The 22,240-nt window shown below is 70.3% G+C and carries 21 protein-coding genes; 13 read left to right on the forward strand and 8 right to left on the reverse strand.

Annotated features, from left to right (window positions below; all coding sequences use genetic code 11):
* Positions 1 to 6: 6 nt before the first annotated feature.
* The 5 genes from IS481_RS12750 to IS481_RS12770 form a co-directional block, all read right to left on the reverse strand.
* Complete coding sequence (locus IS481_RS12750; protein ID WP_170067424.1) at positions 7 to 3,663, reverse strand: pilus assembly protein; 3,657 nt, start codon at positions 3,661 to 3,663, stop codon at positions 7 to 9.
* Positions 3,664 to 3,727: 64 nt separating this feature from the next.
* Positions 3,728 to 4,246: a pilus assembly PilX family protein gene (locus tag IS481_RS12755; protein WP_132763676.1), complete on the reverse strand. Its 519-nt coding sequence runs from the start codon at positions 4,244 to 4,246 to the stop codon at positions 3,728 to 3,730.
* A 98-nt stretch (positions 4,247 to 4,344) separates the two neighbouring features.
* Positions 4,345 to 5,229, reverse strand: coding sequence for a PilW family protein (locus IS481_RS12760; RefSeq protein WP_165908627.1), 885 nt, complete (start codon positions 5,227 to 5,229; stop codon positions 4,345 to 4,347).
* Positions 5,230 to 5,231: 2 nt separating this feature from the next.
* Positions 5,232 to 5,807 (reverse strand): type IV pilus modification protein PilV, encoded by a 576-nt coding sequence (gene pilV, locus IS481_RS12765; RefSeq protein WP_165908628.1) that lies wholly within the window; start codon positions 5,805 to 5,807, stop codon positions 5,232 to 5,234.
* Complete coding sequence (locus tag IS481_RS12770) at positions 5,804 to 6,352, reverse strand: GspH/FimT family pseudopilin (protein ID WP_104355797.1); 549 nt, start codon at positions 6,350 to 6,352, stop codon at positions 5,804 to 5,806. Before IS481_RS12770 ends, pilV begins: the two co-directional genes overlap by 4 nt.
* Positions 6,353 to 6,491: 139 nt before the next feature.
* Here IS481_RS12770 and ribD point away from each other — a divergent pair, with 139 nt between their 5' ends.
* From ribD to tolA, 12 genes are all read left to right on the forward strand, one after another.
* Positions 6,492 to 7,604 carry a bifunctional diaminohydroxyphosphoribosylaminopyrimidine deaminase/5-amino-6-(5-phosphoribosylamino)uracil reductase RibD gene (gene ribD / locus IS481_RS12775; RefSeq protein ID WP_104355798.1) on the forward strand — a complete coding sequence of 371 codons (1,113 nt, stop codon included), beginning with the start codon at positions 6,492 to 6,494 and terminating at the stop codon, positions 7,602 to 7,604.
* Positions 7,605 to 7,639: 35 nt separating this feature from the next.
* Complete coding sequence (locus tag IS481_RS12780) at positions 7,640 to 8,272, forward strand: riboflavin synthase (protein ID WP_104355799.1); 633 nt, start codon at positions 7,640 to 7,642, stop codon at positions 8,270 to 8,272.
* A gap of 47 nt (positions 8,273 to 8,319) precedes the next feature.
* On the forward strand, positions 8,320 to 9,423 hold the full coding sequence (ribBA, locus tag IS481_RS12785; protein ID WP_104355953.1) for a bifunctional 3,4-dihydroxy-2-butanone-4-phosphate synthase/GTP cyclohydrolase II: 1,104 nt from the start codon (positions 8,320 to 8,322) through the stop codon (positions 9,421 to 9,423).
* Between the two features lie 47 nt (positions 9,424 to 9,470).
* Entirely contained in the window at positions 9,471 to 9,935 is a 465-nt protein-coding gene (gene ribH / locus IS481_RS12790) for a 6,7-dimethyl-8-ribityllumazine synthase (protein ID WP_104355800.1), read from the forward strand.
* Positions 9,932 to 10,423, forward strand: coding sequence for a transcription antitermination factor NusB (nusB, locus tag IS481_RS12795; protein ID WP_104355801.1), 492 nt, complete (start codon positions 9,932 to 9,934; stop codon positions 10,421 to 10,423). The genes ribH and nusB overlap by 4 nt, the downstream gene beginning before the upstream one ends.
* A gap of 15 nt (positions 10,424 to 10,438) precedes the next feature.
* Positions 10,439 to 11,620, forward strand: a complete 1,182-nt coding sequence (locus tag IS481_RS12800) for a pyridoxal phosphate-dependent aminotransferase (RefSeq protein ID WP_104355802.1) — start codon at positions 10,439 to 10,441, stop codon at positions 11,618 to 11,620.
* Positions 11,621 to 11,731: 111 nt separating this feature from the next.
* The gene (locus IS481_RS12805) at positions 11,732 to 13,354 is read left to right on the forward strand and encodes a serine/threonine-protein kinase (protein WP_104355803.1); all 1,623 of its coding nucleotides are present in this window, start codon (positions 11,732 to 11,734) and stop codon (positions 13,352 to 13,354) included.
* Positions 13,351 to 13,740, forward strand: a complete 390-nt coding sequence (locus IS481_RS12810; RefSeq protein ID WP_104355804.1) for a TssQ family T6SS-associated lipoprotein — start codon at positions 13,351 to 13,353, stop codon at positions 13,738 to 13,740. The genes IS481_RS12805 and IS481_RS12810 overlap by 4 nt, the downstream gene beginning before the upstream one ends.
* Positions 13,741 to 13,801: 61 nt before the next feature.
* Positions 13,802 to 14,227: a tol-pal system-associated acyl-CoA thioesterase gene (gene ybgC / locus IS481_RS12815; RefSeq protein WP_104355805.1), complete on the forward strand. Its 426-nt coding sequence runs from the start codon at positions 13,802 to 13,804 to the stop codon at positions 14,225 to 14,227.
* Positions 14,224 to 14,934 (forward strand): protein TolQ, encoded by a 711-nt coding sequence (gene tolQ / locus IS481_RS12820; RefSeq protein WP_104355806.1) that lies wholly within the window; start codon positions 14,224 to 14,226, stop codon positions 14,932 to 14,934. The genes ybgC and tolQ overlap by 4 nt, the downstream gene beginning before the upstream one ends.
* A gap of 1 nt (position 14,935) precedes the next feature.
* On the forward strand, positions 14,936 to 15,364 hold the full coding sequence (gene tolR / locus IS481_RS12825) for a protein TolR (protein WP_104355807.1): 429 nt from the start codon (positions 14,936 to 14,938) through the stop codon (positions 15,362 to 15,364).
* Between the two features lie 23 nt (positions 15,365 to 15,387).
* The gene (gene tolA / locus IS481_RS12830) at positions 15,388 to 16,275 is read left to right on the forward strand and encodes a cell envelope integrity protein TolA (protein WP_104355808.1); all 888 of its coding nucleotides are present in this window, start codon (positions 15,388 to 15,390) and stop codon (positions 16,273 to 16,275) included.
* 21 nt (positions 16,276 to 16,296) lie between these two features.
* Here tolA and IS481_RS12835 read toward each other — a convergent pair whose 3' ends face one another.
* Genes IS481_RS12835 through IS481_RS12845 form a run of 3 tightly spaced genes read right to left on the reverse strand, consistent with a single transcriptional unit; the run spans position 16,297 to position 19,390 of the window.
* Positions 16,297 to 16,860: a DinB family protein gene (locus tag IS481_RS12835; protein WP_104355809.1), complete on the reverse strand. Its 564-nt coding sequence runs from the start codon at positions 16,858 to 16,860 to the stop codon at positions 16,297 to 16,299.
* Between the two features lie 47 nt (positions 16,861 to 16,907).
* Entirely contained in the window at positions 16,908 to 18,200 is a 1,293-nt protein-coding gene (locus IS481_RS12840) for a GGDEF domain-containing protein (RefSeq protein WP_104355810.1), read from the reverse strand.
* Positions 18,197 to 19,390 carry a GGDEF domain-containing protein gene (locus IS481_RS12845; RefSeq protein ID WP_146079500.1) on the reverse strand — a complete coding sequence of 398 codons (1,194 nt, stop codon included), beginning with the start codon at positions 19,388 to 19,390 and terminating at the stop codon, positions 18,197 to 18,199. Before IS481_RS12845 ends, IS481_RS12840 begins: the two co-directional genes overlap by 4 nt.
* Before the next feature lie 259 nt (positions 19,391 to 19,649).
* On the opposite strand from IS481_RS12845, the gene IS481_RS12850 reads away from it, so the two are divergent.
* Entirely contained in the window at positions 19,650 to 22,217 is a 2,568-nt protein-coding gene (locus IS481_RS12850) for a GspE/PulE family protein (RefSeq protein ID WP_232529275.1), read from the forward strand.
* Positions 22,218 to 22,240 lie beyond the last annotated feature (23 nt).

The following is a 22,240-nucleotide window of genomic DNA, read 5'->3' on the forward strand; positions in this document are numbered from 1 at the left end:
ATTCCTTCATTCGAACAGCTGGCGCCACCACCAACGCTGCGGCGGCGGGATCGGGATGCAGGTGGAGATGTTGCCCGCCGACGCGCCCGCCAGCACGGCCTGCTTGGTGCCGGGCGGGCACGGCGAAGGATTGTCCCCGCAGTCGCCCGACGGACAGGGGTTGGGACGCTCCCGCAGCACCACGTCGCGGCCGTCCCAGGTGGTCTGCGCGCCCGCGGCGACGGTGTCCCGCGAATCGATCACGCCGTCCCCGTTGGTGTCGAAGATCGGGATGGTCGGCATGGCACCGGTCAGCGGGTTGAGGACGAGGTTGTAGCCGACCCCGCTGTTGGCATCCTCGCACGGGTTGACCGTGCCCTCGGCCGACGGCGCCATGGTCTCGAACAGCGCATAGCCGAACAGGAACTGCGGCGACAGCAGGTTGCGCTGGCCGGCCACGATGGTCAACGGCAGGGACCAGCCACGGTGCGTGGTCCAGTCCAGCGGCGTCGTGGTCACCGTGTAGTAGGTCGAATCGCCGGAACCCGAGATCGTGTCCGCGTCGATGCTGTGGTCGACGATGCTCGAGCGGGTCGTGATCCGTTCGGCGCTGGACCAGACCCAGTTCTCGCCCGACTGCACCAGGATCTGCTGGTCCCACAGGCCGTACAGGCTCTGCTGCTGGGCGTTGGTCTGGTCCCCTTCCTCGTAGAGCTTGCCGGTGCCGACCAGCACCATGTAGCCCCCGCGCGGATGGCTGATCACCTGCGGCGTCGCCATGATCGGCTGGGGCGCACCGCCGGAATCGGTTGCGGTGAACAGCGGGGCGCCGCTGAACGCCACCCGCCATTGCGCCGAGGTCGTCGAAGTCAGGTCGAACTTCCAGACGTTGCCCTGCAGGTCGCCCGCGTAGGCACCGATCACCACCTGGTTGGCATCGCGGATCAGGCGCACGCCGCCCAGGCCGTTGTTGGTCGCGTTGCCGGCCTGGATGCTGCGGATCAGCTCGCCGGTGCGCAGGTTGACGATGAACAGGCGCGCCAGGCCGCTGGCGCTGTCCGGCCCGTTGCCGAACACCGCGGCCCACTCACCGTTCTTCATGCGGCCGACCTCGATCGGGGCCATCACATGGCCCAGCTCCGGATCGATGGTGGAGTCGAACTCCCACAGCACGCTGCCGGCGTTCATGCTGGTCGGGTTGGTCACGTCCAGCGCGTAGACCGCCCGCGCGCCCGCACCGGTGCTGCCGACCAGGACGTTGCGCCAGGAGCCGTTGAGGTAGGCATCGCTCTCGGTCTGCTGGCCATCGACGAAGTAGCGGTGCGTGTACGACGACGATGCGAGCGACGGCAGCGACGACAGCAGCGCGCGGGGGATGAACGCGAACACTTCCCGCCCGTCGGTGTCGCGGAACCCGTGCAGCATGCCGTCATTGGCACCGACGAAGATCACGCCGGTGCGGCTGCGCTTGGCATTGACGAAGGCCCGATAGGACTCACGCCCCGCCGTGCCTTCCGGCAGGTACTGGTACTGCATGTCCACCAGCCCGCCCACGTAGGTCGGCTGCGAGTTGACGATGTCGCCCAGCCGGGCCATGCGGCGGCGCAGCGTGATGCCGCCCTGCGTCGTGCCTTCCAGCGAGGTGTCGCCGCGCAGGTGGTTGACCCAGGCCGCGACCGCGTTCGCCCCCATCTCGGCCTTCATCTCTGTCGACATCGCATCCCAGGTGAAGGCCACCGCCTTCGCCCCGGTCGTGGCGCGGGTCCCGATGAAGATGTTCCGGCTCGCCGCAGCGGGCAGGCTGCTTTCGGCATCCCAGAGCTTCTCGAGCTGCTGCCCGTTGGCATCGAGCTCGTAGGCGGTCAGGTTGCCGGTCCAGGATCCGGTGCGGTAGGTCGGCACGTACTTGCGGTTGCCGGCCTGCAGCGTGGCGGCCGCGGCCGCCACGCCACCCTCGCTGGCCTCGCGCTCGGCGATCTCTTCCAGGATGCTGGTCAGGGCCGAGGCGAACTCCGCCGGATCGCGCGCGCTGAGGTAGCGCCCGCGGCTGTTGACGGCAGCGTGCCAGAGGTCGTCGACCGTGGTGGCATGGTTGTTCTGCACGGTCGGCCAGTTCAGCGTGCCGGCCTGGATGCGCGCCAGGTCATCCGGGTAGGCCAGCGTGCCGCCCACGCCCAGGCCGACGGTGAAGTTCACCATGTGCTGCCAGAACGCCGGGTTGCTCGCGTCGGGACGCACGCGGTTGGCCAGGTTCGGGTTGAGGTCGCGGTTCCAGTAGTACATCGCCAGGTCCGCCAGCGTGCCGCCGCCCGAGGCCTGGTAGGGACGCGAGGGCGTGTACTGGTAGCTTGCCCCGCCGGGCCCGGTGATCACCGGGCCGTTGGAGTTGTCGAAGTCGCCCTGGCGCGCTGTGTCACGTGCACCGCCGGTTTCGTTGGCGTAGCCGTCGGTCATCAGGATGTGGTAGGCCTTGCGGCACTCCAGCTGCGCGGACGTGTCGTTGGTGCCCGGCGTGTTGCCCCAGGGGCCGCGCGCATCGGTCCAGGAGTAGTACTGCCCGACGTCGTCCATGGCACGCTTCAGCGGCGTACCGGAGTCGCTCCAGCCCTGGCCGTGCAGCCAGTTGAAGAACTGCTCGCGGTCGTTGCCGATGAAGCGCCGCACCCCCCGCTCGATCGTGCCGGTGCTGCGCCCGTCGATGTTGGTCTGATCCTTGTTGATCCGGCCGTAGCCGACCCGCAGCCCTGAGTCGGGATCCAGCGTCGCGAACGCCTGCGTGCTGGCGCCGATCGCGAGGTACTGGCGCGTCCGGTAGTAGGTGAACCAGTTGGCGAAGTTCTGGTATTCCTGCTCCTGCGTGCAGGTGGCGACGTTGCCGACCACGGTGCAGTCGGTGCGCCCCGGCCCGCGGGTGAAGGTGGTCGAGTCCATGATGCGGACCCGTGTGAAGTTCGCGTGGTTGTTGGGGGCACCGTTCAGCACGTAGTACGTCGCCGGCGCGTACTTCTCCCTCCCCGAGTCCATCGTGTTGCAGGTCCAGCTGGTGCGGTTGGCGCTGTCGTTCACCGACGTCGGGTTGGCCGTCCGGCTGGTGTTGGAGCGGCACCAGACGACGTTCGAGGGGGCCTCGATCTCGCCGATCAGGTTGACCGCCAGCCCGTTGTTGATGGCGTTCTCCCGCTCCGTGTCAGTGCCCACCGGGGGACGGTCGGTCGGATAGATCCATGCCGCCGCAGGGTTGGAGTTCTCGAACTGGGTCCCGTCGGACCGGTACCACGGTTGGTAGCGGATCTCGGGGTTGTAGTAGAGCGTGTTGTACGCGGGGGACCGCATCCGCGCCGAGATCAGGTCGTTGGTCCGTGTCGGGATGACCTGCGGCTCGTACCTGGTGTTGCCCGACAGCACCCGTGCCCGACGATCCTGGTGATGGAAGGTCATGCGGTACCTGTTCTCGGTGCTGCTGGGCAACGTCGAGTCGGGCATGGACTGCCACTGCATCGAGCCGGAATCGTCCAGCGTGTAGACCAGGTTGGGATGCGCCGGGTTGGTGGTACGCGTCAGGAACGGCATCTGGGCGGGCGCCGACCAGGCCGGGACCGCCTGCATGCCGGCCAGCACGGCCGCCAGTACGAATGCGCTGCGGCGTCGGGCAGCGCGGCGGGCAATGGAAATCGGAGCGTCCATGTCAGTCATCCTTTGCGTGACCATCGGTCCTGCGATACGGTGGATTTCGTGCATCGCGCAGTGCTCACAGGATCGCGCGCAGCGCCGATTGCACCGTCACCTGTGCGCCCGAGACGGGTCGCCCGTCTCCGTCCCGACGGAAGTCCGGGCTGTAGCCGCGGGCCGTGATGCGGAAGATGAACACGTACTCTTCGCCATCCTCCAGGCGATCCCTGATGCGCTTGGCGTTCGGCGGCACGTTCTCGGCGGGGAAGGCTTCCGCATAGCTCATGCGCTTGACCATGCACTGCGGCGTCACGGCATAGTTGATGTTCGAGCCGAGCACGCTGGCCGGCACCGAGTTGGCCGTATCCCAGTTGCTCTCGGTGCGCCATTCGTCGTCGGTCCCGCCCTCGATGACGGAAATGGCGGCGTAGTTGCCTGCCGCGACCTGGCTCTCGCAGTAGCGCAACGCCAGCTCCGCGGCCTCCAGGGCCAATGCCTGGGCCCGCATGTTCTGGCTGACCAGGTCACCGAACAGCGAAGTGCGGATCGCCACAGACGAGCTGATGCCGATCACGACCAGCAGGATCAGTGCGATCACGAGCACCACGCCGCGGGACTGCGCGCGGCGCGGTCCTCGGTGCCGGCGCCTGGCGCCCCCGGAACTTGCCCTTTGCATCGTCATGGCGGCCTCTGTCATCACGGAGCGGAAACGGAAGTGCGATTGCGCAGGCTGATGGTCGTGACCATCGCGCGGCGGATGCGACGGTCCGCCTGGGAGGTCGTGTTGCCGTCGCAATCGATGTACGGCGTGTTGGGCTCGTCGGCTGCACCGTCTTCGGTGCGCATCAGCAGGCAGACGCGGATGCTGGTGACCGCACACCACGAGTTGGCCGGGGTCGACCCGGAAGCGCAGCTGGCAATGCTGTCCGCGTTCAGGTACCGGACGGTACGCCCGCCATAGGCCGGGGGATCGAAGACCACCGGATCGTCCGACAGGGTCCCCTGAGCCGCGATGCCGTACTGGATGCGCATCGCTTCGACGTTGTCGACCAGCGCCTCCGGCCCGCCGCCACCGTTGCCGCGGCAGTACAGCGCCGGATTGCCGGTGCTCGGGCTCTGCGCGATGTAGAAGCGGTTGTCCACCCACCCGTCGGCCGGGATGCCGGCGGACGCGCCCAGGCAGTCGGTCGGCGTGATCCCCGGCTGGCGACCGTCGTAGCGCACCGCGATCGCGTCGTTGCCGGCGCCGCTGGCGCAGCTGAGGTTGGCGAAGTTGGCCGCCGTCGGGTTGTTGAAGCCGTTGCGGCAGCCGCGCAGCATGTCCTCGCTGTCGAGCGACTGCACGGGCGAGCCCGGGATCCAGAACCCGGCCATGCGCAGGTGGCGGTTCATCAGGCTCAGCGCCACCTGGCCCTCGTCGTTCAGGCGGGCCTGCGCGTCGTATCGCCGTCCGGACAAGCCCGTCCCCGAGACGGTGATGAGGATCGCCGCCAGGATCACCGCGGCGATCGCCAGCGCCACCATGATCTCGACCAGCGAACGGCCCGCCTGACGGCGACGGTCATGTCGAAGTCGATCCATCCTCATAGCACCACCCTCACCGGCATGCATTGCGGCCGTGGCGACGACACGCCCGCGCCTTCAGGACACAGCCCGGACAGCGAGGCCGAGTCGTCCTGCTCGTCGTTGCCGTGAGCCTCGGGATCCAGCCACAGGACCCAGACGTTGTAGGCGTTGGGCTGCGCCGCGTCGCGTTCGACGTACAGCCCACCGCCCGGCAGGGCCAGGCGGACCGTGTTGAGCATCTGCGCCAGGTCCACTTCCGCGATCTCGGCCGGCGTGCATTCGGCGGGGTTGGCGCAGGCGGGCACCGTGACCGCCGAGGCGCCGCTGTCGTAGGCTTCCTCGTGGACGTAGTTCCCCGCCATCGCCCCGTCGACGTTGGCGCGCATGCGGTCGGCCATCTCGGTGGCCAGCTGCGTGGCCACGCCACGGAACTGGGACATCTTTCCGTACCTGAAGGCCGCGGCATGCAGGCCGGCCATGGCCAGCATGCCGAACGACAGGATCAGCAACGCCACCAGCACCTCGATCAGGCTCGCCCCGCGGGCGGCGGAGCGCCTGCGGCCATGGCCTGCGGCAAAGGAAGGTCTCATCATGAACATGTCCCCGTGGTGCTCATGCGCGTGGAACCGACGAAGTTCACGCACACGACACGGCGCAGTCGCGCAAAGTTCGCATCGCCTTCGGGCAGGGTCGGCAGGAAGGTGAAGCTGCCCGCCGCCCCGGTGGCGACACCGCTGGGCAGGAAGGTGATGGAGGCGCTGCCGCTGCGCGTGATGCCGCCACTGTTGGTCACCGGCCCGTGGACCTGGACCACCTGGTCGGTTTCCGCGTTGAACTGTCCCTGGGTGCCGCGATCGACGAAGATCACCCAGCCCGTGGTCCAGTCACCGGACGAGCAGGAAGGCTCGTCGCTGTCCGGCTCGGTCGTGCGGCACAGCGTCACCGGCGCGCCGCGCTTGATCGCCTCCGCCCGCGCCAGGCGCATGGCGCTCGCGATCTCGCTCACGTGCCCCGTGACGGCGCGACCGGCAACGAAAGTGCGGAAGCTCGGCACGCCGATGGCAATGAGCACCCCCATGATGGAGATCACTGCCAGCAATTCGATCAGCGTGAAGCCGCGATTGGGTCTGCTGTTCATGTTCGCCTTATCCTGACGGTCGCCACTCTATCGACCGCCACCTGCACCGACAATTTGATCGCGACAACCGGCGCCCGCCGTGTGATGAAAGGCAGGGCCGCACCACCTGTCCGCGACCGAACGCGATGAATTTCACGAAATGAGCCGATCCGACGACGACCGCCACTGGATGGCGCAGGCCCTGGAGCAGGCCCGCCAGGCCAGGATCATCTGTCCGCCCAATCCCGCCGTGGGCTGCGTGCTGGTGCTGCCCGACGGGTCCAGCGTGGCCGCCCATACCCAGGCGACCGGATCCGCCCATGCGGAAGTCGCGGCCCTGCAGGCCCTGGCAGCCAGCGGGCGATCAGCGCACGGCGCCACGGCCTACGTGACCCTGGAACCCTGCTCCCACTTCGGCCGCACCCCGCCCTGCGCGGACGCGCTCGTCCGCGCCGGGGTGCGCCGCGTCGTGGTGGCGGTGCGCGATCCGAACCCGCTGGTCGCCGGCCGCGGGATCGAGCGCCTGCGCGCGGCCGGCATCCAGGTGGACGAGGGGCTGATGGCCGACGAGGCGCGCGAGGTCAACCTCGGGTTCTTCTCGCGCATGCTGCGCCAGCGACCGTGGGTGCGCATGAAGGTGGCCGCCTCGCTGGACGGCCGCACCGCGCTGGACAACGGCGTCAGCCAGTGGATCACCTCGCCCGCGGCGCGGGCCGACGGCCATGCCTGGCGGGCCCGGGCGGGCGCGGTGCTGACCGGCATCGGCACGGTGCTGGAGGACGATCCGCGGCTGGACGTGCGCGAGGTGCAAACGCCCCGGCAGCCGCTGCGGGTGATCGTCGACTCGCGCCTGCAGACGCCGCCTACGGCGCGCATCCTGCCGCCGCCGGGCCAGGTCCTGGTCTACGCGGCCCGCCCCGACGAGGCCGCCGCGCAGGCCCTGCGTGCGGCCGGCGCCGAGGTGCAGTACCTGCCCAACCCGCACGGCAAGGTCGACCTGCCGGCCATGCTGGCGGACCTGGCGGCGCGCGGCATCAACGAGCTGCACGTCGAGGCCGGGCACAAGCTCAACGGCTCGTTCGTGCGCGAGGGACTGGTCGACGAGTTCCTGGTCTACCTGGCGCCCAGGCTGATCGGCCCGGGACGCGGCATGCTGGAGCTCGCCCCGCTCGCCGCGCTGGACCGGTCCGTCGCGCTGGAATTCGTCGACGTGCAGCGCGTCGGCCCCGACCTGCGCGTCATCGCCCGCCCGCCGGGACGGGACCGCTTCTGAAAACGCCTGCCCGCGCTCCTGCGACAATCCGGGTCATGTTCACCGGCATCATCATCGGCCTCGGCCACATCCGTTCCGTTTCTCCCCTGGGCGACAGCGCGCAGCACGGCGTGCGGCTGGCGGTCGAGACGCCCGAGGGCTTCCTGGACGACGTCCAGCTGGGCGACAGCATCGCGCTCAACGGCGCCTGCATGACCGTCACCAGCTTCGACCCCGCGCAGCGCGTGTTCACGGTCGACGTCTCGGCCGAAAGCCTGGCGCGCACGGCCGGCCTGGCCGAGCCCGGCCCGGTCAACCTCGAGAAGGCGCTGCGCGCGCACGACCGGCTGGGCGGGCACCTGGTCAGCGGCCATGTCGACGGCCTGGGCACGGTCACGCACCTGGGGCCGGTGGGCGAATCCTGGCAGCTGCGGGTGCTGGCGCCCACCGAGCTGGCGCGCTTCCTGGCCTACAAGGGCTCGATCACCGTCAACGGCGTGAGCCTGACCGTCAACCGGGTCGAGGACCGCGCCGACGGCTGCGAGTTCAGCATCAACCTGATCCCGCACACGGTCCGGCACACCACGCTCGGCACGCTGAAACCGGGCAGCCGGGTCAACCTCGAGGTCGACCTGATCGCCCGCTACGTCGAGCGCATGCTGGGCACAGCTGCCGTCCCCGCCCGCTGAGCTGCCGCCGGCCGGCCGCGGGCCGGCCACCTACAATGGCGTCCATCATGCCGATTTCACCTGTTCCCGAGATCATCGCCGAGCTCGCCGCCGGGCGGATGGTCATCCTCGTCGACGAAGAAGACCGTGAAAACGAAGGCGACCTGGTCCTCGCCGCGGACCATGTCACGCCCGAAGCGATCAACTTCATGGCCAAGTACGGCCGCGGGCTGATCTGCCTGACGCTCACGCGCGAGCGCTGCGAGCAGCTGCAGCTGCCGCCCATGGCCGCACGCAACGGCACCAAGCACGGCACCGCGTTCACCGTCTCGATCGAGGCGGCCACCGGCGTGACCACCGGCATCTCGGCCGCCGACCGCGCCCGCACCGTGCAGGTCGCGGTGGCCAAGGACGCCAAGCCGAGCGACCTGGTGCAGCCGGGCCACATCTTCCCGCTGCAGGCCCAGGACGGCGGCGTGCTGATGCGCGCCGGCCACACCGAAGCCGGCTGCGACCTGGCGCGCATGGCGGGCCTGACGCCGGCCGCGGTGATCTGCGAGATCATGAACGACGATGGCACCATGGCCCGCCTGCCGGACCTGGAGGTGTTCGCCGAGAAGCACGGCCTGAAGATCGGCACCATCGCGGACCTGATCGAGTACCGCAGCCGCAACGAATCGCTGGTCGAGCGCGTCGGTGAACGGCCGCTGCGCACGCCGTACGGCGAGTTCCGCTGCATCGCGTTCCGCGACCGCTCCGAGGGCCTGCACCTGGCGCTGGTCAAGGGCAGCTGGGGGCCGTCGGACGAGGTGCTGGTGCGCGTGCACGAGCCGCTGTCGGTGTTCGACCTGCTCGCCTCCGAACACAGCCCGCATTCCTGGCCGCTGCCCAAGGCACTGGCACGCCTGCAGCAGGAGCCGGCCTGCGTCGCGGTGCTGATGAACTGCGGCGAGTCGGTCGAGGACCTGCTGGGCATCTTCCGCGAGGAGGAACGCCCGCACACGCCGTCGCGCGCGCAGATGGACCTGCGCACCTACGGCGTCGGGGCCCAGATCCTGCGCGACCTCGGCGTCAAGCGCATGAAGCTGCTGGGCACGCCGCGCCGCATGCCCAGCATGATGGCCGGCTACGGCTTCGAGGTGACCGGCTTCCTGTCGCCCGAGGGGCAGTGAGCCGGCGGCCGTCCGTGTCTGCCACTACTTGAACTTGAAGGATCCTCATGCAAGGCGCTGACAAAGGCCAGGCTGCCCGGCTCGATGGCACCGACCTGCGCATCGGCATCGTCCAGGCCCGTTTCAACGAGGCCATCACCGCCCGGCTGGCGCAGGAATGCCTGGCCGAACTGAAAGCCCTCGGCGTGGCGGACAAGCACGTCCAGCACGTGACCGTGCCGGGCGCGCTCGAGGTGCCGCTTGCGCTGCAGGCCATGGCCGACAGCGAGCGCTTCGACGCGCTGATCGCGCTGGGCTGCATCATCCGCGGCGAGACCTACCACTTCGAGCTCGTCGCCAACGAAAGCGGGGCCGGCGTCACGCGCGTCTCGCTCGACTACCAGATCCCGGTGGCCAACGCCATCCTCACGGTCGAGAACGAGGCGCAGGCCTGGGCCCGCGTGGAAGAAAAGGGCCGCGACGCCGCCCGGGTGGCGGTGGAGATGGCCAACCTGCTGGAAGACCTGTCGTGACCTCCTCCGGAAAATCCCCCGCCAAGGCCGCCGGCCGGCGCTCGCCGCAGAAGTCGGCGCGCCGCCGCTCGCGCGAGCTGGCGCTGCAGGGCCTGTACCAGTGGCTGGTGTCCGGCTCGGACGCCGGCGAGATCGAGGCCAACCTGCGCGAGATCGAAGGCTTCGACAAGGCCGACAGCGCCCACTTCGACGCGCTGCTGCACGGCTGCATCCGCGAAGCCGCCGACCTGGACGCCATCCTCTCGCGCCACGTCGACCGCAAGACGACCGAGCTGTCGCCGGTCGAGCATGCGGTGCTGATGATCGGCACCTACGAGCTCAAGCACTGCATCGACGTGCCGTACAAGGTGGCCATCAACGAAGCGGTCGAGCTGGCCAAGAGCTTCGGCGGCACCGACGGCCACAAGTACGTCAACGGCGTGCTGGACAAGGCCGCCGTCGACCTGCGCCCGGCCGAAGTCGAGGCCGCGCGCAACGCCCGCCGCTGACTCTCCCGCCCCGCCATGAGACTCGCCGCACGCACCGGGCTGATCGAACCCTTCTACGTGATGGAATGCGCCAAGGCCGCCGCCGAACTGGCGCGCAGCCCGGCGTGCGACCCGGCGCAGGGCGGCCGGCCGATGATCTACCTGAACATCGGCGAGCCCGACTTCACCGCCCCGCCGCTGGTGCAGGAAGCCGCCGAGCGCTGCATCCGCGACGGGCGGACGCAGTACACCCCGGCGCTGGGCCTGGAGGCGCTGCGCGAGCGCATCAGCGCCTGGTATGCGCAGCGCTTCGGCATCGACGTGCCGGCGCGGCGCATCGTGCTGACCGCCGGCGCCTCGGGGGCGCTGCAGCTGGCCTGCCTGGCGCTGGTCGACGTCGGCGACGAGGTGCTGATGCCCGACCCGAGCTACCCCTGCAACCGGCACTTCGTGCACGCGGCGCAGGGCAAGGCGGTGATGATCCCGAGCACGGCTGCAACGCGCTTCCAGCTCACCGCCGACCAGGTCGAGGCCCACTGGGGCGAGCGCACCCGCGGCGTGCTGCTGGCCTCGCCCTCCAACCCCACCGGCACCTCGCTGCACCCGCAGGAGATGCGCCGCATCGTCGAGGCGGTGCGTGCGCGCGGCGGCGTGACGCTGGTCGACGAGATCTACCTCGGCCAGAGCTTCGATGCGACCTTCGGGCACAGCGCGCTCGAGCACGGCGACGACGTCGTGACGATCAACAGCTTCTCGAAGTACTTCTGCATGACCGGCTGGCGGCTCGGCTGGCTGGTGGTGCCCGACGCGCTGGTGCCGGCGATCGAGAAGCTGGCGCAGAACCTCTACATCTGTCCGTCCACGGTGTCCCAGCACGCCGCGCTGGCCTGCTTCGAGCCCGACAGCCTGGCCGAGTACGAGCGCCGCCGCGACGAGTTCAAGGCGCGGCGCGACTTCCTGGTGCCGGCGCTGAACCGGCTCGGGCTGACGGTGCCGGTCGAGCCGGACGGCGCGTTCTATGCCTGGGCCGACTGCTCGAAGCACCACGCCAGCAGCTGGGACTTCGCCTTCGAGGTGATGCAGCGCGCGCAACTGGCAATCACGCCGGGGCGCGACTTCGGCCACGCCGACACGCAGCGCTACATCCGGCTGTCCTATGCCAGCCGGCGCGACCTGCTGGAAGAGGCCGTCCACCGCCTCCAGCAGCTGCTCGGTTAGCGCCCGGACCGCCGCTGCGGTCACACCCCGTTACCCGAGTGGGCGAAATGCGGGGCTTTTGTCACGGTTACGGTTATTGAGCCTGCCTATCGCATGCACTAAGCTGCCGCCGTGGATTTTCAGAAGACCGTCTTCGCGATGACGCCCGAGCAGGCCCTCGAGGCCGAACGGGCCCGCCTGCGCGCGCCTTCCCGCGCCGACGGCGCCGGAACCACCGCGACCGCGCCGGTCGTCGACCCGACCTCCGCGATGGCGGACGCGGTGCAGGCCCGCGACCTGCCGACCATCGGCCACATCGGCCGCTACGCGCTGAAGTACCGCCTCGGCGAAGGCGGGCTGGGGACGGTCTACGCCGCACAGGATCCGCTGCTGTCGCGCCTGGTCGCGATCAAGACCGTCAGCCTGGACCTCTCGCCCGAGGCGCGCGAGCGGTTCACCGCGATGTTCCTGAACGAGGCCCGCGCCGCCGCCGGCCTCAACCATCCGCACATCGTCACGGTGTTCGACGCCGGCACCAGCCCGCAGGGCGCGTACATCGCGATGGAGCTGCTCAAGGGCAAGGACCTGCGCCAGCTGCTCAAGGAAGGCTGGCGCCCCTCCCCCGTCGAGGCCGCGCTGCTGGTGCGGCGCGTCGCCGACGCACTGGCCTACGCGCACGCCAAGGGCGTCGTGCACCGCGACATCAAGCCGGCCAACATCTTCATGGTCGGGCGCACCCAGCCCAAGGTGCTGGACTTCGGCATCGCGCGGGTCGCCAGCCAGCAGGACGACGCCGACGATTTCGCGGCCGGCTCGCCCTACTACATGGCCCCCGAGCAGGTGAAGCAGACGCAGCCGGTGGACCGCCGCTGCGACGTGTTCTCGCTCGGCGTGGTGCTGTACGAGCTGCTGACCGGCACCCGGCCGTTCACCGGCGCCACGCTCACCGAGATCGCCACCGCGGTGGTCAGCCACACCCCGCCGCCGGCGCACGAGGTCAACCCGGCCGTGCCCGTCGCACTGTCGCTGATCGCCGCCCGGGCGATGGAGAAGGACCCGGACCAGCGCTACCGATCCGCGCGCCTGCTGTCGCGCGAGCTGCGTCACTGGCTGGACGAGCAGGCCGAAGCCGCCCAGCAGGAGGAGGCCGAGGCCGATGCCCGCCGCTCCCGGCGCACCCGGCTGATGATCGGCGCCGGCGCCGCCGTGGTGGCCGTGCTGGCCGCCCTCGGGCTGCACCTGGCGGGTACCCCGGCACCCGCCCCGACCCTCGCCGCCGACGCCCCTGCCGGCCCCGCGGCCGGGACGGAACTGCCTGCCGAACCGCTGCCTCCCGCCGCGCCCCTGGAGACGGCGGACGCCCCGCCGCCTCCCGCACCGGTCGAAGGCACCGGCGAGGCGTCGGCGCCCGTGGTCGCCGCCACGCCCCCGGCGGCGACCGCACCCAGGCCGACCCGTGCCGCGGACACCGCCCGCGAGCGCCGTGCGCGCGAACGCGACGCCGCCCGCACCGCGGCTGCAAGCCCCGCCCCTGCTGCCGCGGCCACCGGCGTGGTGCAGCTGGCGGTGAGCCCCTGGGGCCACATCGAGGTGAACGGTTCGCCGGCCGGTACCGTGCCGCCGCTGTCCACGCTGACCCTGCCCGAAGGCCGGCACACGATCACCCTGCGCAACGATGCCTTCCCGCCCCACCAGGTGACGGTGCACGTCACGCCGGGGCAGCCCGTGACCATCAGACACAAATTCGGATCATGAAACCGTCGTGGACACTGACCGTCGCGCTGCTCGCCGTGCTGACCGGCTGCGCCCAGCTGCCGCAGCAGCCCGTCGTCGGGATCATCGAGCTGGCCGCCCGCCCGGCCGAAGGGGCCCTGCTGGCCGGCATCCGGGCCTACGAGGACGGGCAGTACGCGCAGGCGGAAAAGCGCCTCAACGCGGCGCTGCAGGCCGGCCTGCCCTCGCCCAAGGACCAGGCCGCCGCACACAAGTACCTCGCCTTCATCTACTGCACCAGCCGGCGCACCGCCGAGTGCGAGGCCGCGTTCCGCGCGGCGCGCGCCGCCGATCCGGGCTTCGCGCTGGGCAAGTCCGAGGCCGGCCATCCCCTTTGGGGCCCGGTCTACCAGCGCAGCCAGCGATAATTGATCGCTTTCGACCCCTGGACAGGCGCCGGCCCCTGCCGGCCGCACCCCACCATCCTGCATGTCCGATGACCGCCTGAGCCGGCCGGCTCGACCCTTTGTCTTCCCCGTGCGCGTTTACTGGGAGGACACCGATGCCGGCGGCGTCGTGTTCTACGCCAACTACCTGAAGTTTTTCGAGCGCGCCCGCACCGAGTGGCTGCGCGCGCTCGGCCACAGCCAGGAACGCATGCGGCGCGAGGCCGGCGTCATGTTCGTGGTGGTGCACACCGAGGTGAAGTACCTCGCCCCGGCCCGCCTGGACGACCTGCTGCACGTCACGGTGCAGGTGCGCGAGGCCGGCAAGGCAGCGCTGGTGATCGCCCAGGAGGCCTGGCGCGACGGAACCTTGCTGGCCCAGGGGGATATCAAAATCGGTTGCGTGGATGCGTCCACCTTCCGGCCGCGGCGCATCCCCGCCGGCATCCTTCAGGAAACGACAACATGAATCAGGACTTGTCGATCATTCAACTGGTGCTGCACGCAAGCGTGATCGTGCAGCTGGTGATGGCGCTGCTGCTGGTAATGTCGCTGGCGAGCTGGACCATCATCTTCGGCAAGTACTTCGGCCTGGGCCGGGTGCGCAGCCTGAACGACGAGTTCGAGCGCGAGTTCTGGTCCGGACGCAACCTCAACGACCTGTACCAGCTGGCCAGCGACAACCCGCGCCAGGGCGGGCCGATGGAGCGCATCTTCGCCTCGGGCATGCGCGAGTTCCTCAAGCTGCGCGAACGCCGCGTCACCGATGCCGGCGCCCTGCTCGACGGTGCGCGCCGCGCGATGCGCGCGAGCTTCCAGCGCGAGCTCGATGCGGTCGAGTCGCACCTGTCCTTCCTCGCCACGGTCGGCTCGGTCGCGCCATACATCGGCCTGTTCGGCACCGTGTGGGGCATCATGCACGCCTTCACCGGGCTGGCCAACCTGCAGCAGGTGACGCTGGCCACCGTCGCGCCGGGCATCGCCGAAGCGCTGGTGGCCACCGCGATCGGCCTGTTCGCGGCCATCCCCGCGGTGGTCGCCTACAACCGCTTCGCGCGCGACATCGACCGCATCGCGATCAAGCTGGAGACCTTCATCGAGGAGTTCTCCAACATCCTGCATCGCAACATCGGCCACGCCTCCGGCGTGACCGGCGCGGCGACGGGAGGCCGCTGAGATGCCGGCCGTCACGCCCCGTGGCGGCGGCTCGCGTCGCCGTACCATCAGCGAGATCAACATGGTGCCGTTCATCGACGTGATGCTGGTGCTGCTGATCATCTTCATGGTCAGCGCGCCGCTGATCACCACCGGCGTGGTGGACCTGCCCACGGTGGGCAAGGCCTCCAGCAAGCCGGACCGGGTGGTCGAGGTGGTGGTCGGCACGGATGACGCGCTCAAGCTGCGCGTGGACGGCAAGGACCAGGGCAGCACCAGCCTCAACCGCCTGGTCACCGACGTGCAGTCGGCCCTGCAGGGCACCGAGAATGCGCCCGTGGTGATCTCGGCGGACAAGGCCGTCAAGTACGAAGCGGTGGTCCGGGTGATGGACCTGCTGCGCCGTGGCGGCGTGCAGCGCGTCGGCCTGCTGACCAAGACCACCGGATGACGGCTGAAGAACGAAGTACCGGCATGAACCCGAGCACCTACAGCCGCGACGACCTGATGCCCCGCGCGCCCGACCGGCGCGGCCGCGGGCTGCTGCTGGCCCTGCTGATGCACGCGCTGCTGGTGCTGGGGCTGGCCCTGGGGGTGAACTGGAAATCGAGCGAGCCCGATGCGGTCGAGGCCGAACTGTGGGCCGCCGTCCCGCAGGCTGCCGCCCCCGCGCCGCCGCCTCCGCCGCCACCACCCGTCGTGGAGGAAAAGCCCACGCCCCCGGCCCCGCCGGTGCAGCGCGAGGAGCCCGACCGCGCGGCCGAGATCGCGCTCGAGAAGGAACGCGAGCGCAAGAAGGAAGAACAGCGCCAGCGCGAGGAAGCCGAGCAGCGCAAGCGCGAGGAGGAACAGCGCCGCCTCGCGGAGGAAAAGCGCAAGCAGGAAGAAGCCGAGAAGCGCCGGCAGGCCGAACTGCGCAAGCAGGAGGAACAGCGTAAGGCCAGGGAAGAGGCCGAACGCAAGCGCCTGGCCGCCGAGCAGGAGCAGCGCCTGCAGGCCCAGCGCGAGGAGCGCCTCAAGCGCCTGATGAGCCAGGCCGCCAGCGGGGTACAGGACACCGGCGCGGCGCAAGGCGGCGCGGCGGGTTCGCCCTCGCCCAGCTACGCCGGCAAGCTCAAGGCGGCGATCCGGCCGCACATCGTGTTCACCGACACCTCGGTGGCGAACATCGTCGCCGAAGTGGAAGTGCGCGCCGCACCCGACGGCACCATCCTGTCGTCCAGGCTGACGAAGTCCAGCGGCAATGCCGAGTGGGACGACGCCGTGCTGCGTGCGATCGAGAAGGCGCAGAAGCTGCCGCGTGACGACAACGGCCGCGTGCCCTCGCCGATCGAGATCACCTTCCGCCCGCGCGACATGTGACCCGGCGCGCGCGCAGGCGCCTCAACCCTGCGCGCCGTCGGCCAGCACGATCAGGTCCGTGACGCCCGGGTCGATGCCGGCTTGCACCAGCAGCGTCGTCACCTGCCCGCGATGATGGGTCTGGTGGTTGAAGAAGTGGCTCAGCGCCTGCCAGAACGGGTGGCTGCGCTCCACGCCCCGGGTGTTGGCGTAGCGGAAGGTGCCGCTCGCCTGCGCCGGCGTCAGGGCCTGCGCGAACGCGACGATGGCACGGTCCATCACCTCGCGATGGCGGCGCATCGCCTCGAAGTCGGCGAACAGCACCATGTCCAGCCCGGTGAACGCCGGCAGCGCGAGCACCTCCTCCGTGAGCATCGGGAAGTCCATGCCGCTGTCCGCAAAGCGGCGCAGCCAGATCTTGTCGGCCACGCACAGGTGGTTCAGCGTGCCGTGGATGGAACCGAAGAACGCGCCGCGGTCGCGCTTGCGCTCGGCATCGTCCAGGCGCGCCGCCGCGTCGTACAGGCGCCGGTTCATCCATTGGTTGTAGCGTGCCATCCACGCATAGTGGTCGACCAGCGTGGCCGGGGCAGACGTCTCAGGCATGGCGTGGCTCCTCCCGCAAGCCCGTGCCCTGCAGTCTATCGGCCCGCTCAGCCGGCCGCCGTGGTCGGCGGCGGCAGCGTCGGCTCGAAGTTGCTGCTCGGCGCGAACAGGCGCGAGTCGAGCCGGCTGGACAGCACTTCGGGCGAGGCGAAGAAGCGCACCCGGTTGCGCCCGGCGCGCTTGGCCTCGTAGAGCGCCTCGTCGGCCTGCTGCAGCAGGTCCAGCACGTCGGTGCGGCCGCTGCGCAGCGCCGCGGCCGACGCGTAGGCCACGCCCACGCTCACCGTGCAGCTGAGGAAGCTGCGGCCGGTGTCGATCTCCAGCGTCTCGAAGCTGCGCCGCAGGCGGTCGGCGAACACCTTGGCACCCGGCACGTCGGTGCCCGGCAGCACCAGGCAGAACTCCTCGCCGCCCAGCCGCGCGAACAGGTCGGTCTCGCGCTTGGCACGGAGCACCAGGCGCGCCAGCGCCTTGAGCACCAGGTCGCCAACATGGTGGCCGTGCGTGTCGTTGACCTGCTTGAAGTGGTCGATGTCCAGCACCAGCACCGCCACCGACTGGTCGAGTTCGGCCGACAGCGAGGCCAGCCGGTTGGTGGTTTCCTCGAAGCCGCGACGGTTCAAGGCACCGGTCAGGGGGTCGCGCACGGCCTTGTCGTGCAGCTCGCGGGCCAGGCGGAAGTTCACCAGCAGCACGTAGAGCATGACCAGCACGCCGGTCGCGACGAAGGACGGCACGAGCAGCACCGCGTTCGCCTGCACGATGCCCAGCCCCGCCTCCCCCTGCAGCGACCGCGCGAGCACGACGGCCCGCGCGCCCCAGCCGGCGGCTTCCACGATCGCGCACAGCATCAGCCCGACGGACAGCAGCAGGCAGTCCGCCTGCGTGTGGCGGATCGCGGTCCAGGCGATCCACAGCCACAGCGCGCCGACCAGCACCGACATCGCGATGCCGTGGTGCAGCGGGCGCCCCGCGGCCTCCAGCACGGCCCCCAGCAGCAGCTGCAGCGCGGCGAGGGCCGCGACCCAGCGCAGCGAGGACTGCCTTCCGCAGAACCGGCGCAGCCCCTCGCCGACCAGCGCGATGCCCAGCACCACCAGCGTTTCGCCCAGCACGAACAGCCCGCGCTGCCAGGCGGCCGTGCCCTGCATCTGGCTGCCGGCCAGCGTCATCCCGGCCAGGGCGACGAGCGCTGCGACGCTCCACAAGCCCGGGCCGGGGGTGCGCACCATGCGGTGCAGCACCCACAGCAGCACCGAGGTGATGAGCAGCAGCAACCCGAAGCCGAACACCAGCCCCCAGTAGCTCGCCAGGTCGAACACGAGCAGTGCGTCGGTCATGCGTGGCGCTCCCCGGTGCGCAGGCGGCGCACCGGCACCGACGGCGGCGCCGCCTGCGCCACCACGATGCGGTTGCGCCCGCCCTCCTTGGTCTGGTAGAGCGCCTGGTCCGCGCGGCGCAACAGGTCGTCCCAGCTCGTCTCGGAACGCGCCTGCACCGCCACGCCGATGCTGAGCGTCAGGTGCAGCGAGTGACCGCTCGACAGTGCGAAGGGGTGCCGCTCGACCTGCAGCCGCAGGGTTTCAGCCGTGGCACGGGCCTGGGCCTCGTCGGCCCCGGGCAGCAGCACGACGAACTCCTCCCCGCCGACGCGGCCGACCAGTTCCGCGGCGGCGAAGTGCTCGGCCAGCAGCCGCCCGAACGCCTTCAGTACCTCGTCGCCGCCGGCATGGCCATGGCGGTCGTTGATGGCCTTGAAATGGTCGACGTCGCAGGCCAGCAGGGCCACCGGGCAGCCAAGCCGGCGCGCGAACGACAGCGTGGTCGCCGCTGCCGCCTCGATCCCGCGGCGGTTGAAGACGCCGGTCAGCGGGTCGCGCACCGTCAGGCGCGCCAGGGCGTCGTTCATGCGCGCGGTCATCAACAACGCCAGGCCGGCCACCACGGCGAGCACCAGCATGGTCATCACCAGCGTCAGGGCGGCATGGAGGTACTGCGCCCGTGCACCGTCCTGTGGCAGCAGGAGCACGCCGGCGCGCACCACCGCGAGGACCGCGATCGCGCAGAAGCAGGCCTGCAGGTAGTACCGCACGTCGCGCAGCATCTCGTCGCGCAGGTGCCGCAGGGCCAGCAGCGCCGCGCACATCAGCACGAAGATCCCGGCGCTGCGCACCGCCACGCGCGCGGGCGGATACGGCACCACGGCGGAGAAGAAGGCCGCGGCGACCAGCGCCGTCAGGACCACGGTCCCGGCCAGCACCCAGGGCCGGGAGCGGCGCAGGTACTGGCGCAGGCCGATCAGCAGCAGGCCGTAGCCCGACAGCAGGATGGGTTCGCGCAGGACCTGCCACAGCGCCGGCAAGGCATCGCCCTGGCCCACCAGGAAGCTGCCGATGCTCAGGGGAACGAATGCCAGCGCCCAGTAACGGGCCCCTTGGCTGTCCGGCACCCGGCGCACCGCAAGCCCCGTCAGCCCCGCCAGCAGCAACACCAGTGCAGCACTCGCGATCGAAACGGCAGAAAGGTCCAAGGGCAAACGCGTCGTCCTAGAAGGTTGGCGCGGGGCATACGCCACGGGGTCTTGCACGCAGTATGCCAACCGCCTGATCGGGCAGCAAGGTTGCGCCACAGGGGTGACAATGGTGCCAAATCTGTCGCACCGTCGGTGCTTTTGCTCCCTTCCTGCTCACGCGCGTCCGGCATAGTTGGCGGTTTCGCCGCTCGCGATGTAAGCGAGCACAAGCCTTGCTTGAAAATCAGATGCAACAACAAGAGGATGTGAGGTCGACATGCCCGTCCCGGCACCGCTGTCCCTGATCGAGACCCGGCGCATACCGCCGGACGACCTGCCCGAGCCGACGTCCGGCCCGATCTCCGCCGCCCCCGCGGTGCGGGAGAAGTCGCGGCGTTCGGTGTTCCGCTGGCCGACACCGCCCTTTGGCGCCTACCCTGAAGCCACCGAACAGCAGCACCCGATCTGCTGCGAGATCGAAGGCCTCAACGGCCGGCAGATGGCCGGCCGGCTGATCTTCTTCGTCCCGGAGGAGACGGTGGCGCACGTCCAGGTGCCTCCGGCGCGCACGACCATGCCGGTGCAGTTCTCCCACTTCCGGTCGCTGCACCTGCTGGAGGTGCTGCGGCCGATCGGCGTGGCCCCGGACGACCCGCATGCGGACATGCTCGACCGCCGCCCGCGGGTGCACTTCATCGTCCGCGCCACCACCGGGCGCGACCTCGAAGGCGAGACGGTGGGCCACGTCGAAACCAAGCTGGGGCTGTTCCTGTTCCCCCCGGCAGACGAACACGGCGGCGTGACCCGCCTGTTCATCCCGCGCCATGCCTACCGTTCGGTGGAGATCGGTCCGCGCGTCGGCGAGGTGCTGGTGACGCGCCAGGTCACCACGCAGGACCAGGTGGACACCGCCGCGAGCCAGCAGACCCAGCTGCGCGGCCGCAAGCTCGGAGACCTGCTGGTGGCGCAGAAGATCGTCAATGCCGACAGGCTGATGGCCGCGCTCGAGCAGCAGGCACGCGCCCCGGCCATGCGCATCGGCGAGGCGCTGGTGTCGCTGGGCGTGATCGACGAACAGCAGCTGCAGCAGGCGCTGGCCCAGCAGGCCAGGGAACGCTCGATGCCGCTGGGCGAGCTGCTGGTGCAGCGGCAATGGGTGTCGCGCCAGGAGCTGCAGACCGCGCTGGCCTACAAGATGGGCTACCCGCTCGTCGACGTGACGCAGTTTCCCGTCGAGGCACAGGCGCTGGGCAAGCTGCCCTACCTGATCGCGGTGCGGCTCAACGCGCTGCCGCTGCTCCTGCGCGGCGGGCGGCTGGTCGTCGCGCTGGAGGACCCCTCGCGCTCCGAGGTGCTCGAAGAGCTCGAGTTCCACACGCAGCTGAAGATCGTGCCGGCGCTCGCGCAGTTCGGTGCGCTGCCGGAAGCGATCCAGACCGCCTACGAGGCGCACAGCCTGGACCTCTGGGCCGCCAGCAGCGAGCTCGGCTACATCAGCCCGGTCATCGGGTCGGTGGACCCGCAGCCGGAGAACGCCCGCCAGCTCGCCGCCACGCTGATGCGCGAGGCCGAGGCGGGCCGGCACCTGCAGGTCGGCCCCGCCGACCCGACGCTGCTGCGGCTGGTGCACGCGATGATCGTCGACGCCCACGAGCAGGGGGTGACCGACATCCACGTCGAGTGCTACCCCGGGCAGGAGACCATCAAGGTGCGCTTCCGCAAGGACGGGCTGCTGCAGGACCACTTGGAACTGCCGTATACCCACCGCCAGGCCCTGGTCTCGCGCCTGAAGATCATGAGCAACCTGGACGTGGCCGAGCGCCGCCGGCCGCAGGACGGGCGCATCGACTTCGCGCGCTTCGTGCCGAACCGCCCGGTCGAGCTGCGCGTGGCCACCATCCCGACCCACGACGGCCTGGAAGACGTTGTCATGCGCATCCTGACCGCCGCCCAGCCCTTGCCGCTGGAGAAGCTGCGGCTGTCGGCCGCCAACCTGGACCGCCTCAAGGAAGTGCTCGAGCGTCCCCAGGGCCTGGTGCTGTGCGTCGGCCCGACCGGTGCCGGCAAGACCACCACGCTGCATTCGGCACTGAGCTTCATCAACGTGCCCGAACGCAAGATCTGGACGGCCGAGGACCCGATCGAGATCGCCCAGCCCGGACTGCGCCAGGTGCAGATCGACCCGCGCATCGGCTGGACCTACGCGCGGGCCCTGCGCGCCTTCCTGCGCGCCGACCCGGACGTCATCATGGCCGGCGAGGTGCGCGACCGCGACACCGCGCTGGTCGGGATCGAAGCCTCGCTGAGCGGGCACCTGGTACTGTCGTCGCTGTATGCCGGGCATGCGGTCGAGGCCGTCTCGCGCCTCGTGGACATGGGGCTGGACCCGTTCAACGTCGCCGACGCGCTGCAAGCCGTGCTGGCCCAGCGCCTGGTGCGCCGGCTGTGCGAGAAGTGCCGGCAGACGCACCCGGCCACCGACGAGGAAGTCGAGGAGCTGCTCGACGACTACCTGCACGGTTGCCCCGCCGACGCCCCGGAGTTCGACCGCGACCAGGTGCTGGACGACTGGCTGCAACGCTTCGGCCACGACGGCCGGCTGATGCACCACTACAGCCCGGGTTGCCCGCACTGCCACGGCACCGGCTTCCACGGCCGCACGGGCATGCACGAGCTGATGGTCGTCTCGCGCGAGCTGCGCCGCCTGGTGCGCACCGGTGCGACGTCGGAGGAACTCCAGCAGCAGGCGCTGCGCGAAGGCATGCGCACGCTGCGGCAGGACGGCATCGAGAAGGTGCTGCAGGGCATCACCTCCCTGGACGAGGTGCGCGCCGCCAGCGCCTAGCGCCGCGCCGGCGTCGTCCTGCC

This window comes from Caldimonas thermodepolymerans, assembly GCF_015476235.1.
Classification (GTDB): domain Bacteria; phylum Pseudomonadota; class Gammaproteobacteria; order Burkholderiales; family Burkholderiaceae_C; genus Caldimonas; species Caldimonas thermodepolymerans.